Annotated in this window: 15 protein-coding genes; 12 read left to right on the top strand and 3 right to left on the bottom strand. The window is 68.9% G+C overall.

Translation table 11 applies throughout. The features are described 5' to 3' along the window. Positions 1-318 precede the first annotated feature (318 nt). Positions 319-1,491, bottom strand: a complete 1,173-nt coding sequence (locus ACR4XJ_RS13085; RefSeq protein WP_434755615.1) for a pyridoxal phosphate-dependent aminotransferase — start codon at positions 1,489-1,491, stop codon at positions 319-321. 393 nt (positions 1,492-1,884) lie between these two features. Here ACR4XJ_RS13085 and sfsA point away from each other — a divergent pair, with 393 nt between their 5' ends. Next, on the top strand, positions 1,885-2,625 hold the full coding sequence (sfsA, locus tag ACR4XJ_RS13080) for a DNA/RNA nuclease SfsA (RefSeq protein ID WP_434755614.1): 741 nt from the start codon (positions 1,885-1,887) through the stop codon (positions 2,623-2,625). Positions 2,626-2,636: 11 nt separating this feature from the next. On the opposite strand, the gene ACR4XJ_RS13075 is transcribed toward sfsA, so the two are convergent. Further along, complete coding sequence (locus ACR4XJ_RS13075; protein ID WP_434755613.1) at positions 2,637-2,912, bottom strand: hypothetical protein; 276 nt, start codon at positions 2,910-2,912, stop codon at positions 2,637-2,639. Positions 2,913-3,442: 530 nt separating this feature from the next. Here ACR4XJ_RS13075 and era point away from each other — a divergent pair. The 10 genes from era (at position 3,443) to fliQ (ending at position 11,240) form a co-directional block, all read left to right on the top strand. Then, positions 3,443-4,366 carry a GTPase Era gene (era, locus tag ACR4XJ_RS13070; RefSeq protein ID WP_434755612.1) on the top strand — a complete coding sequence of 308 codons (924 nt, stop codon included), beginning with the start codon at positions 3,443-3,445 and terminating at the stop codon, positions 4,364-4,366. A gap of 115 nt (positions 4,367-4,481) precedes the next feature. After that, the gene (locus ACR4XJ_RS13065; RefSeq protein WP_434755611.1) at positions 4,482-5,285 is read left to right on the top strand and encodes a YggS family pyridoxal phosphate-dependent enzyme; all 804 of its coding nucleotides are present in this window, start codon (positions 4,482-4,484) and stop codon (positions 5,283-5,285) included. 171 nt (positions 5,286-5,456) lie between these two features. Then, the gene (locus ACR4XJ_RS13060) at positions 5,457-6,215 is read left to right on the top strand and encodes a motility protein A (protein WP_434755610.1); all 759 of its coding nucleotides are present in this window, start codon (positions 5,457-5,459) and stop codon (positions 6,213-6,215) included. A gap of 179 nt (positions 6,216-6,394) precedes the next feature. After that, complete coding sequence (locus ACR4XJ_RS13055) at positions 6,395-7,306, top strand: flagellar motor protein MotB (RefSeq protein ID WP_434755609.1); 912 nt, start codon at positions 6,395-6,397, stop codon at positions 7,304-7,306. Position 7,307: 1 nt separating this feature from the next. Next, complete coding sequence (locus ACR4XJ_RS13050) at positions 7,308-8,261, top strand: flagellar motor protein MotB (RefSeq protein WP_434755608.1); 954 nt, start codon at positions 7,308-7,310, stop codon at positions 8,259-8,261. A gap of 73 nt (positions 8,262-8,334) precedes the next feature. Further along, positions 8,335-8,847 (top strand): flagellar basal body-associated FliL family protein, encoded by a 513-nt coding sequence (locus ACR4XJ_RS13045; protein WP_434755607.1) that lies wholly within the window; start codon positions 8,335-8,337, stop codon positions 8,845-8,847. 26 nt (positions 8,848-8,873) lie between these two features. Further along, positions 8,874-9,431 carry a flagellar motor switch protein FliN gene (gene fliN, locus ACR4XJ_RS13040; RefSeq protein WP_434755606.1) on the top strand — a complete coding sequence of 186 codons (558 nt, stop codon included), beginning with the start codon at positions 8,874-8,876 and terminating at the stop codon, positions 9,429-9,431. After that, the gene (fliO, locus tag ACR4XJ_RS13035; protein WP_434755605.1) at positions 9,424-10,104 is read left to right on the top strand and encodes a flagellar biosynthetic protein FliO; all 681 of its coding nucleotides are present in this window, start codon (positions 9,424-9,426) and stop codon (positions 10,102-10,104) included. The genes fliN and fliO overlap by 8 nt, the downstream gene beginning before the upstream one ends. Before the next feature lie 175 nt (positions 10,105-10,279). Next, positions 10,280-10,957 (top strand): flagellar type III secretion system pore protein FliP, encoded by a 678-nt coding sequence (gene fliP, locus ACR4XJ_RS13030; RefSeq protein WP_434755769.1) that lies wholly within the window; start codon positions 10,280-10,282, stop codon positions 10,955-10,957. A gap of 13 nt (positions 10,958-10,970) precedes the next feature. After that, a complete protein-coding gene (fliQ, locus tag ACR4XJ_RS13025; RefSeq protein ID WP_434755604.1) occupies positions 10,971-11,240 on the top strand; it encodes a flagellar biosynthesis protein FliQ in 270 nt (89 codons plus the stop codon). Between the two features lie 123 nt (positions 11,241-11,363). On the opposite strand, the gene ACR4XJ_RS13020 is transcribed toward fliQ, so the two are convergent. Next, positions 11,364-12,704: a TrmH family RNA methyltransferase gene (locus ACR4XJ_RS13020; protein WP_434755603.1), complete on the bottom strand. Its 1,341-nt coding sequence runs from the start codon at positions 12,702-12,704 to the stop codon at positions 11,364-11,366. 313 nt (positions 12,705-13,017) lie between these two features. On the opposite strand from ACR4XJ_RS13020, the gene ACR4XJ_RS13015 reads away from it, so the two are divergent. Next, on the top strand, positions 13,018-14,850 hold the full coding sequence (locus ACR4XJ_RS13015) for a LysM peptidoglycan-binding domain-containing protein (protein ID WP_434755602.1): 1,833 nt from the start codon (positions 13,018-13,020) through the stop codon (positions 14,848-14,850). The last annotated feature ends 503 nt before the right edge of the window (positions 14,851-15,353 follow it).

The following is a 15,353-nucleotide window of genomic DNA, read 5'->3' as shown; positions in this document are numbered from 1 at the left end:
GGGACGCGGCGGGCGAAGCGGCGGCATGCCCCGGCTGGTCGCGTGCGCGAACCGCGCGGGACATGCCGCCGTCATATCGTACTTTCCGGCGAAGGGCGAGGCCGGTGCGCAACGCGGGTGCATTCCCGTAGCGGCACTTTTCCAAACGAGGATTTTCGTCCGTTGGCAAGGAAAACGAGCCTGCCATGAGGGAGTATGCCTCAGCCGTTAGGCGAGCTTGCGAGCCTTACGGCTGAGGACCGCAGCGCGCTCTTATCGTATTCGACCGATATGGCAGGCGAAGTTTGACGACGCCAACGGGCGAAAGGACCGTTTGGATTAGCCGAACAGGACCTTGGCGACCTTGTCCAGCGCGATCATCAGGGTGTCGTCGGACACCGCGTACGAGAAGCGCAGGCAGGCGTCGTCGCCAAAGGCCGCGCCCGGCACCAGCGCCACGTTGGCCTGCTCCATGATGTAGGTGCACAGGCTGGCCGAGTCGGGCAGGGCCGGGGTGAACAGGGCGCTCATGTCCGCGAACAGGTAGAACGCGCCGTCGGGCGTGGGGCAGACCACGCCCGGCCACGACGAAACCACCCCGTGGGCCAGGTCGCGCCGGCGGCGGAAGGCCTTCTTCATTTCCTCCACCGCGTCGTAGGGGCCGGTGAGGGCGGTCAGCGCCGCCTTCTGGGCCACGGAGCAGATGTTCGAGGTGGACTGGCCCTGGATCTTGGTCATGGCCTTGATCAGGTCGGGGTGGGCCAGGGCGTAGCCCACGCGCCAGCCGGTCATGGCGAAGGTCTTGGCCAGGCCGTTGACCACGGCCACGTTCTCGGGGTGGCGTTCCCACCAGTCGCACACGCTGACGGCCTCGGCCGGTTCGTACACCAGCCGGTCGTAGATTTCGTCCGAGATCACGAACAGGTCGCGCGCGACGGCCCATTCCATGATGGCGTCGGTTTCCGCGCGGGAATAGCAGGCGCCCGTGGGGTTGGAGGGCGAATTCAGCAGCAGCGCGCGGGTTCTGGGGGTGACGGCGCGGTCGAGTTCCTCGGGCGTGACCTTGAAGCCGCGCTCCGCCGGGGAGGCCACCGGCACGGTCACGCCGCCCGCCAGTTCCACCAGCGCGGGGTAGCTCACCCAGTAGGGGGCGGGCACCAGCACTTCGTCGCCGGGGTTGAGCAGGCACTGGAAGAGGTTGTACAGTGCCTGCTTGCCGCCGTTGGTGACCACCGTGGCTTCCATGGGGGCCTCCACCCCGTAGAACCGCGCGAAGTAACCGCACACCGCCTGGCGCAGTTCGGGAATGCCCGGCACCTGGGTGTAGCGGGTGAAGCCTTCGTCGATGGCGGTCTTGGCCGCCTCGCGCACGTGTTCCGGGGTGGGGAAGTCGGGCTCGCCTACGGCAAGGCTGACCACCTGCACGCCCTTGGCCTTGAGTTCCAGCGCCTTGGCGTTGACGGCCAGGGTGGCCGAGGGCTTGATGCGGGTGAGACGGTCGGAGATTCTCATTACGGTGCGTCCTGTTCGCGTGGTATGATGTGCGCGGCCGCGCGGCTTTTTACGTCGTGCAGGCCGCGCCCGTTCCGGCCGGGCCGCGTCTGCTCTCGGCGGCTGGTTACCAGCTTACGGGGCGACTGTAAATTGGGGAAACATCAAAACATACCGGCAGGATGCGCGCGGAGTGGTCCGTGCCGTGCCGCACGGTGCGCAGTATGCGCCAACCTGCCGTAAGGAAAGACGATGTCAGGGGATGGAAAGCGACGCGGAAAAGGGGACGCCACGCAGGCGCGCGCCGGGGGATCGGCCGCGCCTGATGGCGCGGGGAGTGACAGTGGGGTCACGGGCGGGGAGCGTGCCGGGTGCGGAAAGGGCGCCGGCAAACCAGGAGAAGGGCTGCCGGGCATGGGCACGGCGGGCTACGGCGCGCCGCTGCTGCCGTTTCCGCCCGGCTGCGTGGTGGGCCGCTTCGTGCGGCGGGTGAAGCGGTTCAGCGTGGAACTGGAACTGGATGGCGAGCCCTTGTGGGTGCACAGCAACAATTCCGGGTCCATGCTGGGGCTGATGCGCCCCGGCGCGGCGGTGCTGGCGTCGCCCGCGCCCAACCCGGACCGCAAGCTGAAATACACCCAGGAACTGGTGCGCTGCGGCGGCAACGGGCCGCGCGGCTTCTGGGTGGGGGTGAACACCTCCGTCCCCAACCGGCTGCTGGAAGCGGCCTTCCACGCCGGGCGGCTGCCGTGGGCGGCGGGGTACACCACCCTGCGCCGCGAGGCCAAACGCGGCGAAAGCAGGCTGGACGCCCGGCTGGACGGCCCCGGCCTGCCCACCCTGTGGGTGGAATGCAAAAACGTGACCCTGGTGGAGGACGACGTGGCCGCCTTTCCCGATGCCGCCACCGAGCGCGGGGCCAAGCACCTGCGCGAGATGATGGACATCGTGGCGCGCGGCGAACGCGCCGCCGGGTTCTACCTCATCCAGCGGCCGGACGGGCATTGCTTCGGCCCGGCCGACTACATCGACCCGGCCTATGCTGAACTGTTCCACGAGGCCCGCGCGGCGGGCGTGGAAATGCACCCCCACCGCGCCTTGGTGGGCATGGCGGGGGTGGACATCGGGGGCGAGGTGGCGGTGGCGGGGGGATAACCGGGGCGGGATCAGGCCGGTTCCGCAGTCTGCGCGTTCTGCCCCTTTTGCAGCCGTTCCAGCGCGGCCTGCTTGCGGGCCTCCCACACCTTCATGCCCACGCGGCGGCCAAGGTCGGCCTGGCGGGCGCGCAGCAGCGCCTCCGCCGCCTCGCGTTCGCCCTGCTGGTTGAGCATGGCGACCGATTCCAGGTCGCGCAGGTACTTTTCGCATTCGGCGATGATGCCGGACAGGTCGATGGCCGAAAGTTCTTCCGGCACGCGGACCGATTTGACCTTGCGGGGCATGGCGTTCTCCGTGGGGCGCGAGTGGGCGCGGGCACGCTGGACAGCGGAATCCTTGCAGGAAGCCCGGTGACGGGGGCATCGCGGGGCCGAAGGGATGGAGCCCGTGGCGGCCCGTCGCGGCGCTTGCCGAAGGCTTGCCGGAACGTGCGCGTCAGGTGGCCGATGCACGTTCCGTCGTGCGGCCAGTAATACAGATGGTATCCGGAACGTCAACAGGTGGCAGGGGTGTTCAGGGGCGTCCCGGGAGTGTTTGGGGCGCGCGCGGGCCCGCGCCGCTTGACGGGCCGCGTCCCGCCGCGTATGGGGCCTGTTCCGCCATGCCGGGCGCATCTTCCGGCGCAGGTCCGTTACCGGCTGACGCGGGCGGCGTCCGCATCCCCAACATTCCTTCGTCACATCCCGTCCGGCCCCGGCGGCTGGCCGCAACCGGCCGCACGTCCGCCGTTTTTTCGCGCCGTTCCTTGACGCACGGCCCGCGCTGTGGAACATGCGGCGGAGAACACGACCTTTTTCCGCAAGGAGTCCATATAATGTCCAAGTCCGAACACCGCTGCGGCTGGGTTGCCCTGCTGGGGCCGCCCAACGCGGGCAAGTCCACGCTGCTCAACGCGGCGCTGGGGCACAAGGTGGCCATCGTCACCCCGCGCGCCCAGACCACCCGCAACCAGATCGTGGGCATCCTGTCCGAGCCGGACGCGCAGGTCATCTTCATGGATACCCCCGGCATCCACCAGCAGCGCGGCCGCATGAACAAGATGCTGCTCCAGACGGCGTGGCAGTCCATGCACAGCGCCGACGTGATCCTGGTCCTGCTGGACGCGGACCTGTACATCAAGAAGCCCGACTTCCTCGAACGCGACGTCAAGCCGCTGATGGACGCCGTGGCGTCCGACGAGCGCCCGGTCATCGTGGCCGTGAACAAGGTGGACCTGTTCCGCGACAAGTCCAAGATGCTGCCCCTGCTCATCGATCTGCAGAAGATCTGGCCCAAGGCCGAGGTGTTCCCCGTCTCGGCCCTGACGCGCGACGGCCTGCCCGAACTGGTCAAGCTGGTGAAGTCCAAGCTGCCCGCAGGCCCGGCCATGTACCCCGAGGACCAGCTGTCCACCCTGCCGGTGCGCTTCATGGCGGCGGAAATCGTGCGCGAAAAGCTGTTCCTGGCCCTGCGTCAGGAACTGCCCTATTCCGTGGCCGTGGAGATCGAGAAGTGGGACGAGGAGGAAGAGCGCGGCTTTGTCACCATCCACGCGGTGATCTACGTGGGCCGCCCGTCGCACAAGTCCATGGTCATCGGCAAGGCCGGGGCCACCATCAAGGACATCGGCACCAAGGCCCGCGCCGACATCCAGGGATTGCTGGAAAAGAAGGTGCACCTTGAACTGTGGGTCAAGGTGCGCGAAGGTTGGACCGAGGACGTGGGCTTTCTGCGTTCGCTGGGCCTGACCGACGAGTAGTGGCGGGTAGCGGGCCAACCGCACCCGCATGCCGGTCGTATTCCACGCGCCGTCCGTCCGCCGTAAGCCGTGCGGCGGGCGGCGCTCACGCTTTTCGCCATCCGGAACGAGAGCCATGCCCGATATCGCCGCTTCCGCCTTTCTGCCGCCCGACGCCGCGCGCGCCCTGCTGGACCGCTGGGCCGCCGTGCGCGCCCGCGTGGACGGCGCCGCCCGCGCCGCCGTGCGCGACCCGGCCGGGATCACCCTGGTCGCGGTGTCCAAGTACCACCCCGCCGCGTCCGTGGCCGCGCTGGTCGCGGCGGGCCAGCGTGATTTTGGCGAGAATTATGTGCAGGAAGCACTACGGAAACAGGCCGAAGTTGCCGATATGACGGGTATGGGTCCGGATGCCCTCCCCGGTGCAGGGGGCGAAGGCCCGCGCTGGCATTTCATCGGCCACTTGCAGAGCAACAAGGCCAGGGACGTGGTGGGGCGCTTCGCGCTGCTGCACACCGTGGACTCGGAAACCCTGGCCCGCAAGCTGGACCAGCGCCTGGCCGCCATGCCCGCGCAGGGGGCCGGGGGCGCGCCGCCGGTGCAGGACATTTTGCTTCAGGTGAACATCGGCGACGAGGCGCAGAAGTCCGGCGTGGACCCGGACGAACTGCCCGCCCTGGCGGACGCCGTGCTGGCCCTGCCGCGCCTGCGCCTGCTGGGGCTGATGTGCATGCCGCCCATATTCGACGACGGCGAAGCCTCGCGCCCGTTCTTCGCCCGGCTGCGCGAACTGCGCGACGGGCTGGCCGCCCGCGTGGGCCTGCCCCTGCCGCATCTTTCCATGGGCATGTCGCACGACGTGGAAGTGGCCGTGGCCGAAGGGGCCACCATCGTGCGGGTGGGCACGGACATTTTCGGCCCGCGCCCCGCGCGAGGGTAGGCCGGGGCTCCCGAAGGGGGCAAACGGGCAGGTGGGGCGCTTTTCCGAGCGCCTCCGGCGGGCAGGGGGCATGGCCCCCTGCACCTCCGATTTTTCCGATAAGCGTCCGGCATACACAGGGCGCGCACGGGGCACGCATCAACCACCCGCGCACGGAGCAAGGGCACCCGCATGGATCTGGCAACCGTACTCGGCATCCTCATCTCGTTCGGGCTCATCGGCACGGCGCTGGCCATGGGCGGCAATCCGCTGTTCTTCGTGGATTCGGCCGCCCTGCTCATCGTGCTGGGCGGCACCCTGGGGGCCGCGCTGGTGCATTACCCGCTGCCCGTGGCCCTGCGCGTGCTGTCCATCACCCGCAAGGCGTTCTCCACCAAGCTGCACCGCGCCGACCTGGTCATCGACCAGTTCATGGAATTCGCCCACCGCGCCCGGCGCGAGGGGCTGCTGTCGCTGGAGCCCGCCGTGCGCGGCCTGGACGACCCCTTCCTGCGCAAGGGCCTGCAACTGACCATCGACGGGCTGGAGCCCGACGCCATCCGCGAGATCATGGAAACCGAGATCGCCGCGCTGGAGACGCGCCACTCCATGGGGGTGGACATCTTCAACGCGCTGGCTTCCTACGCCCCGGCGCTGGGGCTGGTGGGCACGCTCATCGGCCTCGTGCAGATGCTGCGCGCCATGAACGACCCCTCGGCCATCGGTCCGGCCATGGCCGTGGCGCTCATCACCACCTTCTACGGGGTGGTGCTGGCCAACCTGGTGTTCCTGCCGCTGGCGGGCAAGCTGCGCCACCGCAGCAAGGAAGAGGTGCAGCTGATGGAGATGCAGCTGGAAGGCATCCTGGCCATCGCCAGGGGCGAGAACCCGCGCATCATCCTGGAAAAGCTGACCTGCTACCAGCCCCCGCGCGAGCGCAGGACCGGCTAGGCCTGTTGACGCTATGGTCTTTTTGCCTCCTGCCTTCGTCAGAATGGTTTTTCATTCCGGTCGAATACGATAAGAGTATGCTCCCTTCATAAAAAATCATTCTTCCTTGGCAGGAAACAAAAATCCTCAATAGCGTCGACAGGCCTCGCAAGGATAATCCCCCACACGGAGCACGGACCATGGCGCGCGTCAGGCGGAAACCGCAGCCCGCAGGCATCACCCAGCCGCCGTGGCTCATTACGTACTCCGACCTGATGACCCTGCTGCTGAGCTTTTTCGTGATGCTGGTGGCCATTTCGGTCATCGACGAGCGCCGCCGGGTCATGGCCGTGGGTTCGGTGGCGGGCAGCTTCGGGCAGGAACAGGGCGCGGCCAGCCTGCGCGACGCGGCCGACGGCCGTCCCGTGCCGGGCGTGGCCCCGGTGGGCGACGCGCCCCCGCGCGGCCGCGACCTGACCCCCCTGCGCGAAATGCTCTGGGAAGACGCCGAGCACGACATCAACTATCAGGAAAACGGCTACATCCAGATATTCTCCATCAACGGCGAGGTGCTCTTCCGCACCGGCTCGGCCGAACTGACCGAGCGCGGCGCGGCCCTGCTGGCCCGCGTGGCCCCGGTGCTGCGTGGGGTAGAGCACCCGGTGCTCATCGCCGGGCACGCCTCTCCCGCGCGCGACGAAGAGGGCATCCTGTTCCGGCTGCGCGGGGACGACCGGTCGCTGCCCTCGCCGTGGCGGCTCTCGCTGGGCCGGGCCACGGCGGTGTACCGCAAGCTGGCGGACCTCGGCGTGCCGCGCGGCAGCATGCTCATGGAAGCCCACGGCGACACGCGCCCCCGCTTCGACAACCTGACCCCGGACGGGCGGCGCGCCAACCGCCGGGTGGACATCGTGCTCGACCGGCGCAACGCCGAATGGGCCCGCCGCATGGAATCCCTGAAGGACGGCGCGCCCGTGCGCGAGACCTTCCAGTACAAGGGGTTCCGGTTCGACTTCGTCATGCCCGGGGGCGATGCCGCGCCCGGCGGGATTGGCGGGACTGGCGGGGCTGGCGCGGGGCCGGGCGCGGGGCCGGACGAGGGAGGGCGCTGACATGTCCGACACCCCTCCTTCATCCCTGGGGCCACCGCCTGCGCGCCCCCATGCGCCGCCGGGCGCGTCCCGCCCGCGCCGCGCCAGCGACGAGAGCAAGTCCCGCCAGTTGTGGCTGCTGACCTATTCCGACCTGGTCACCCTGCTGCTGGCCTTTTTCGTGCTGATGCTGTCCATGTCGTCCATGAACCGGGTGACTCTGTCGCGCATCAGTTCCCATTTCGGGGAAACGGGCGAGCAGGGCGCGGGCGTCACCGGCACCGTGCCGGAGCGCATCCGCCTGCTGGAGCCGTTGCTGGCGCGGCCCGCGCAGGTGTACGCCCACCAGCGCGAGATCAAGGAACTGCTGTTCCCCGGCGCCGAGTTGCCCCCCGGCATGGACCGAAGTACACTGGACAAGAACCTGCGGATACTGGAACATCCCGATGGCGTGGTGCTGGCCCTGACCGACGACCTGCTGTTCGCCCCCGGCCAGTGGCAACTGCGCGAGACATCCCGGCCCCTGCTGGGCATGCTGGCCGAAGTGCTGGAATACGTCACCGCCGACGTGGCCATTGCCGGGCACAGCGACCCGGCCGCCGAGGGCGGCACGGACGGCGGTACGGATGGCGGCATGGGGGGCGGCGCGGCCGGATACGAACTGGCCGGGCGGCGTGCTCTGACGGTTTTGGAATATTTCGTGCAGAGAAAACTTGACCCGGCCCGGTTTTCCGTCGCGGGCTATGGTCCGGACCGGCCGTCCCTGGCGGGGCAGCCCCCGGCGCCCGGCGCGACGGGTTCATCGGACCCGTCGGCCCCATCGGGCGCATCGGGCGGCCCCGGCGATCAGCCCGGTCAGGCCAGTCGGGCCGATCAGGCCAGCGAGGACGGAGCGGCGGGTTCCGAAGCCCCTGACCGCAACCGCCGGGTGGAAATTCTGGTGAAGACCACGCCGAGGCTCGGCGGATATCAGTAGCGGCCGCCGTGCGCGGCCCGGTGGGCGGCCAGTCCGCGCGCCGCAACGTCCATCTGCCCAAGGAGCGAGCGCAGTGGCGGAAGAAGCCGCACCCCCCAAGAAGAAGTCCGGCAAGCTGAAGTGGATCATCCTCGTCCTGCTGCTGTTCGTGCTGGCTGGCGCGGGCGGCGGTGCGTACTGGTGGTTCGTCATGCGGCCCGCCGCGCAGCCTGCGGAGGGCTCCCCCGAGGCGGCCAAGACCGAGGCCAAGGCCGACGCCAAGGGCGGCGAAGCCCCGGGGCGCAACGCCAAGGTGGCCAAGCTGCCCACCTTCCTGGTGAACCTGGCCGACCCCACGGGCCGCCGCTACCTCAAGCTGACCATGGAGGTGGAGGTGGGCTCCGACGCCACGGCCAAGGAACTGGAAGGGCAGTCGGCCAAGGTGCGCGACGCGGTCATCCTGCTGCTGTCCAGCAAGTCGTACGCCGACCTCGCCCCCATCGAAAGCAAGTTGCAGCTCAAGAACGAGGTGGCCGACCGCCTGAACCAGATTCTGGGCGGCCCCAAGGTGCTGCGGGTGTACATTACCGAAATGGTCATCCAGTAAGCGTTTGTCGCGCAAGAGGAATACCCATGAGTGACGGCAAGGATGTCGATCAGGATCTGCTGGCGGCCCAGTGGGCTGCCGCGCTGGAGGACGAGGACGGCGGGGATGACGCGCCCGCGTCCGCGCCCGCGTCCGCGCCCGCTGGAGCGGGCGGGGGCGACGACGACGCCCGCTTGGCCGAGGAATGGGCCAAGGCCCTGGCCAGCGAAGAGCAGACCCAGTTGAAGAAGGAAAAGGAGCAGGGCTTCTTCGCCCAGGCCGCGCGCGAGGCCAAGTTCAAGGATTTGACGGAAGAGGCCAAGTCGCCCCGGCCCGACAGCGGACGCCGCGAACTGGACTTCATCCTGGACATTCCGCTGGACGTCTCGGCGGAACTGGGCCGCACCCGCCTGCTGATCAACGAACTGCTCCAACTGGGCCAGGGGTCGGTCATCGAACTGAACAAGCTGGCAGGCGAACCGCTGGAAGTGTACGTCAACGGCAAGCTGGTGGCGCGCGGCGAGGCCGTGGTCATCAACGAGAAATTCGGCGTGCGCCTGACGGACATCATCAGCCCCATCGAACGGGTGAAGCAGCTTGCTTAACGCCACCGAGCCCGCAGTGGACGCCGCCGCGCAGGCGGAGGGCGCGGTGCGCGCCGCCATTTCGGCCAACGCCACCCTGGGCGATGCGGCCCAGGCCCTGCCCCACGCGGCAGGCCAGATGGCGGGCCGGGCCGCCGACGCCGTCAACGCCACCATCGCGCACGTCAATGCTACCGTGGGGGCCACCATGGGGGCCACCGCGGGCGCGTCGGACGGCCTTGCGGCCGCCAGCGTGCCCGCCTTTTCGTGGAGCGGGTACATCCAGGCCGTGGGCGTGCTGTTCCTGCTGGTGGGCCTGCTGTGGCTGGCCCTGTGGGCCGTGCGCCGCCACGGCGGACTGTTCCGCGCCGTGCCGGGCGCGGGCGGCTTCTCGCGCGACGACCTGCGCCTGGAGGCGCAGCTGCCCATCGGGCCGCGCAAGGGCCTCATGGTGGTACGCTTCTTGAACAAGCGTTTGCTGCTGGGCGTCACCGACCAGCAGATAACGCTACTCACGGAGCAGGACCTTGACCATGAGCACGGCAGCGACGACGCAACCTCCGATCCCGGAAGCCCTCCGGACCTGTCTGGCCAGCCTGGCCAGCCCGCCCAGTCTGGCGGACGCGGCCCCGGCGGCTTCTCCGCGGTGCTGGGGCGTGCGCTCGGCAAGGGACGCGCACCTTCCGGCGGCTGATGCCGCCACCGTCATTTCTTCCCGCGCACCGGCCAGATGGGGCGTCACCCGCCTGACGGAAGAGCCCTGCCCCGCCGCCATTCGCACGCCGTTCCGGATTCTCGCGCTGCTGGCGCCCCTGTCCCTCCTGCCGCTCCTGTGCGGCGGCGTGGCCCATGCGGCGCAGGATCTGGTCATGCCCACCATGCAGCTTACCTTGGGCGCGGGCCAGACCGAGCCGGAAAAGGTCTCGCTGCTGCTCGAAATCCTGTTCATGCTCACGGTGCTCTCGCTGGCCCCGGCCATCATGCTCACCGTGACCAGCTTCACCCGCATCATCATCGTGTTCCACTTCATCCGCCAGGCGCTGGGGGTGCAGCAACTGCCGCCCTCGCAGGTGCTGGCCAGCCTCGCCATTTTCATGACGGTGGTGATCATGATGCCCGTGGGCAAGCAGATCAACGACACCGCCCTGCAACCGTACCTCGAGGAGCGCATCGGCTTCACCGAGGCGCTGGACAAGGCCCAGGTCCCGCTGCGCTCGTTCATGTTCAAGCACACCCGCGAGAAGGACCTGTCCATCTTCTACGCCATCACCAAGATGGAACAGCCGCGCACCAAGGAAGAGGTGCCCACGGTGATGCTGGCCGCCGCCTACGTCATCAGCGAGTTGAAGACCGGGTTCACCATCGGCTTCCTGATCTACATCCCCTTCCTGGTGCTGGACATGGTGGTGTCCAGCATCCTGCTGGCCATGGGCATGATGATGCTGCCGCCCATGATGGTCTCCATGCCCTTCAAGCTGCTGCTCTTCGTCATGGTGGACGGGTGGGCGCTGCTGGTGGGGTCGCTGGTCAACAGTTTTGCGGTCTGAAGAGGTACATCACATGACGCCGGAAATGGTCATCGCCTTCGCGCGCCAGTCCATCGAAATCGCCCTGCTTATCTCCTTGCCCATGCTGGGCGTGGGCCTGACCGTGGGCGTGGTGGTCAGCATTATCCAGGCCGCCACCCAGATCCAGGAAATGACGCTGTCGTTCATTCCCAAGATCGTCTCCATCTTTCTCGCGCTGCTCATCTCGTTTCCGTGGATCATGGACAAGATGATCACTTACACGCGAGATGTTTTCCTGAATATTCCAAACTTCATCCGGTAGTTTCCTGCCGCCTTGCGCGGCGGTTGCCGGACGCGGAAAAGCCCCCGTTCTTCCTGGTGGAAGGGCGGGGGCCTTTGTGCGCGTGCGGATGGAGATGCCGTGCGCGGCCCGTCGGGAGCCCGGCTATCCCTTGTGGCGGCGCGCCGCGAAGCACCCCACAAGGATGGCCCCGGCCTGGGCCACGTTCAGCGAATCGAAGTCGCGGGCCATGGGAATGGCCAGGGTGAAATGGCAACGTTTGGCCACGTTGGGCCGGATGCCGGTGTCCTCGTTGCCCAGCACCAGCACGGCCGGGGTGCGCAGCGGTTCGGTGAACGGATTGCGCGGCCCGCTGCCGGGCTTGCCGTCCCCGTCCGCACCGGTCCCGCCCGCCGCTCCACCTGCCGCCCCACCTGCTGCATAGACGGTGTAGCCCGCCTCGTCGGCTTCATCCAGGGCGCGGGCCAGGTTGGTCACCTTGGCCACGGGCAGCTTTTCCAGCGCACCGGCGGCGGCGCGGGCGGCGGCCCCGCCAAGGGCGGCCCCGCCGTGGCGCACCACCACCAGCCCCGCCGCGCCCAAGGCGTACAGGGTGCGAGCCAGGGTGCCCACGTTGCCGGGGTCCTGCACCTGGTCCAGCGCCACGATGAGCGGCAGCGGCGCGTCGGGCGCGTCGCGCAGGATGTCGCCCAGATCGGCGAACCCGGCGTCGAACACCCGGGCGATGACCCCCTGATGTGAAGAATGCGAAGGCCGGGAAGCGCGCGGGGAACGGTCGGCCCGCTCCCGCTGCCCCGGGCGGGGGGCATCGCCCGCGTCGTCGTCCGCGCCGTCAGCTGGGCCGTCATTTGGGCCGCCGCCTTCCAGGGTGTCCCAGGCGGCGTCGTCATCGGCGAAAAGGTCGTCCTCGGCGGGTTCCGGCAGGCCCGGCTCGGCCTCGGCCTGCCCGGCGGGCTGCCCGATGGCCTGGCCGGACGCGAACAGCCGGTCCAGGGTATGCGGCTCGGCAAAGGTGAAGCGCACCCGCGCCTCGCGGCACAGTTCCACGATGCGGTCCACCTCGCGGCCGCGCTTGCCCTTGCGGATGAACACCGCCTCCACCCGGCCGGGGTCGGACTCCAGCAGTTCCAGCACCGGCTTTACGCCGGGCAGGATGGAGCACGGGGACTCCGGGGTCTGGAGGGCGTCGGGCGTGACGTCCCGGCGGGTTTCGCGGCGTCCATCGGCGGGCCGGTCGCGGTGCGGCGCACGGTCGGGCCGGCCGGAACGTTCCTGCCGGTCGGACCTGCCGCCACGGCCGCGCGGCGCGTCGCCACGTCCTTCGGGGCGGCCGGAATGGGGGCCGCCGGGGCGTCCCGCGGGACGGCCATCCTTGCGGTTGCGGTTTCCGGAGCGGGAACGGTCGTCCCGCGCATCGTCGTTACGGGCATCGCGCGGCGCGTCATCGCGCGCGACGGTGCCCCAAAGGGGGTGCTTCTTGGGCATGTTTCGCTTTCGCCCGGACGGGCGCTGGTAGACGGGTTGCGTTCGATGGGCGGCATGAGGTAGGGTCGGGCAGCCGTTCACATCGCAGGTACCCTTGAACGTGCTTCCGTGCAAGGGGCTTGGGCGATGGCCCGGCCCGTGCCTCCGGCATCCCCATGCAGTCCGCCGACGCCCAGACGCCCCGCCGGATGCCCCGCCAGGGCACCTGCCGGATGACCTGCCGGACGACCCGCCGGACGGTTCTGCGGACGACCCGACACACGCTCCTTCTCGCGGCCCTCTTCCCGCCGCTCCCAACACATCCGGAATATCCATGCAGCGAACCAGACTCCTGTCCTCCGCCCTGCGCGCGCGCCGTGCCGCCCGGCTCGTGCTCGTGCTGGCGGCGGTGGCGTTGTTGGCCGCCGGCTGCGCGCCCAAGAAGAATATCCCCCCCGTCCAGCCCGTGGAAGCCTGCCCGGTGCCGCCCAGCGCCACCGCTCCCGCCGCCGACCCCGAAGAGGTGGTGGAACTGCCCATCCCGCCTGCCGACGACGGCGTGCCCCTTACCCCGCAGGAATGGGCGGCCCTCAATTCCACCGGCGAACTGGACAAGGACCTCACCCCCGAGGCCCGGCGCGATGTCGAGTTGCACTTCAAGTATTTCACCCACCGCGCGCGCGGCACCTTCGAGCGCTACCTGAAGCGCTCGCAGAACTACCTGCCGCACATCCGCGAGGTGTTCCGGCAGCAGGGCATCCCGGAAGATGTCGCCTACCTCGCCATCGTCGAGAGCGGGTTCAATCCCAACGCGGTGTCCCCGGCGGGCGCGGCGGGGGTGTGGCAGTTCATGCCCCACACCGGCATGCGCTACGGCCTGTCGTACAACTGGTGGATGGACGAGCGGCGCGACCCGTTCAAGTCCGCCCGCGCGGCGGCCGACTACCTGCAGAAGCTGTACGGCGACTTCGGCGACTGGCATCTGGCGCTGGCCGCGTACAACGCGGGCGAGGGCAAGATATCGCGGGCGCTGGAAGGCACCGGGGCCGAAGATTTCTTCGACCTGCGCGCCAAGAACCACATGCTCGACGGCAAGGCCCAGCTCAGGGACGAGACGCGCCAGTACGTGCCCCGGTTCATCGCCGTCACCAAGATCATGCGCAACCTGGAATCCCTGGGCTTCCAGGCCCCGGACTACAACTGCGCGCCGAAGCTGGAGCCGCTGCGCGTGAAGCCCGGTACCGACCTGATGGCCCTGGCCCAGGCCATGGGCCAGAACTGGAACGATTTTTCGTCCAACAACCCGGCCTTCCGGCGCTACATCTCGCCGCCGGATTCCCACACCACCGTCTACGTGCACGCCATGCACCTGGATGCGGCCAACGCGTTCCTGGCCAAGCCGCAACAGCGCAGCTACGCGGGCTGGCGGGTGTACAAGGTGCGCCAGGGCGACACGCTGGACCGCATCGGCAAGCGCTGCGGGGTGCCCGTTTCGGTGCTGAAGCGGGTCAACAAGTCCGGCGGCAAGCTGCAAGTGGGCCAGGAACTGATGATCCCCGGCGGGGGCGATGCGTCGGGCTTCACCGCGCAGGCCGAGCCGCCGTCGTCCAAGGCTGCGTCTGCTGCGAAACCGGGCAGGCCGGACAGATCGGAGAAGCCGTCCTCCGCCCGCACCCGCGACATCGCCGAGCGCCGCGCCACCTACATCGTCAAGCAGGGCGACACCCTGTACGGCATCGCCAGGGCTCAGGGCAGCAGCGTGGAAACCCTGCAAAAGGCCAACGGCCTTTCCGGCATCGCCCTGCAGGTGGGGCAGAAGCTGTACATCCCCGACGCCGGGGCCGAGGCCACGGCCATCGCCCGGCAAGAGGCGGAAGCCGCCAACAAGGCCATCGTGGCCAGCGCTTCGCGCGGCAACGCGGAACGGGCCGCAACGCCGGTGGCCGTGGCGTCCACGTCCAGGGGGGCGTCCGCAAAGCCCGCAGCCGCGCAGGCCGCCGCGCCGCTGGGCCGGGCCATCGTGTACAAGGTGCAGGAAGGCGACACCATGTGGGCCATCGCCCGCAAGTTCAACGTGCCGCCCAAGGACCTGCTACGCTGGAACAACCTGGACCGCGACGCGCAGCTGAAGCCCGGCGACCGGATCACCGTGCACGCCGCCCAGTAGCGGAACGCCGCATCACGTATCTCCCCGACGCCCCGGCCCCGCCGGGGCGTCGTCGTTCGGGCGGAGTGCATTTTGGCTGGCGGGGCAAAACCACGGCTGGCGCGGGGTTGCGGGGAAACTCCGGGATACGGTCAACCGGCTGACGAAAAAGATGTTGACGCCGGGTGGCGAAGCGCATAGATACCCCCTTCGCCGCAACGGACAGCGTCCGACGCGGCACCGCTCTTTCAGCCGGATCAACAGGTTGCCGCTTTCCGGATTCCTTCGACGGGGTCCACGGGGTCTTCGGGAAAAAACGAGGAAAACGAAAAAAGCGGTTGACACCTGGCGGGGCGCTGGGGCATACATGCTCCTCGCCGCGACGGGAAGCCCCGGCGGGGCGAGGTCGCAAGACCGCGGTTCCAAGACCATGGTTCTTTGACAAGTAAATAGCGAGTCGGGAAGGAATCAGCCTTTACGATATAATCAATCGTGCGGGTGCGCCAATTACGGTGCGTTCGTGC

The organism is Nitratidesulfovibrio sp. D1 (assembly GCF_051133415.1).
Classification (GTDB): domain Bacteria; phylum Desulfobacterota; class Desulfovibrionia; order Desulfovibrionales; family Desulfovibrionaceae; genus Cupidesulfovibrio.
Note: the sequence above shows the minus strand (reverse complement) of the source record. Positions and strands in the feature narration are given on the sequence as shown.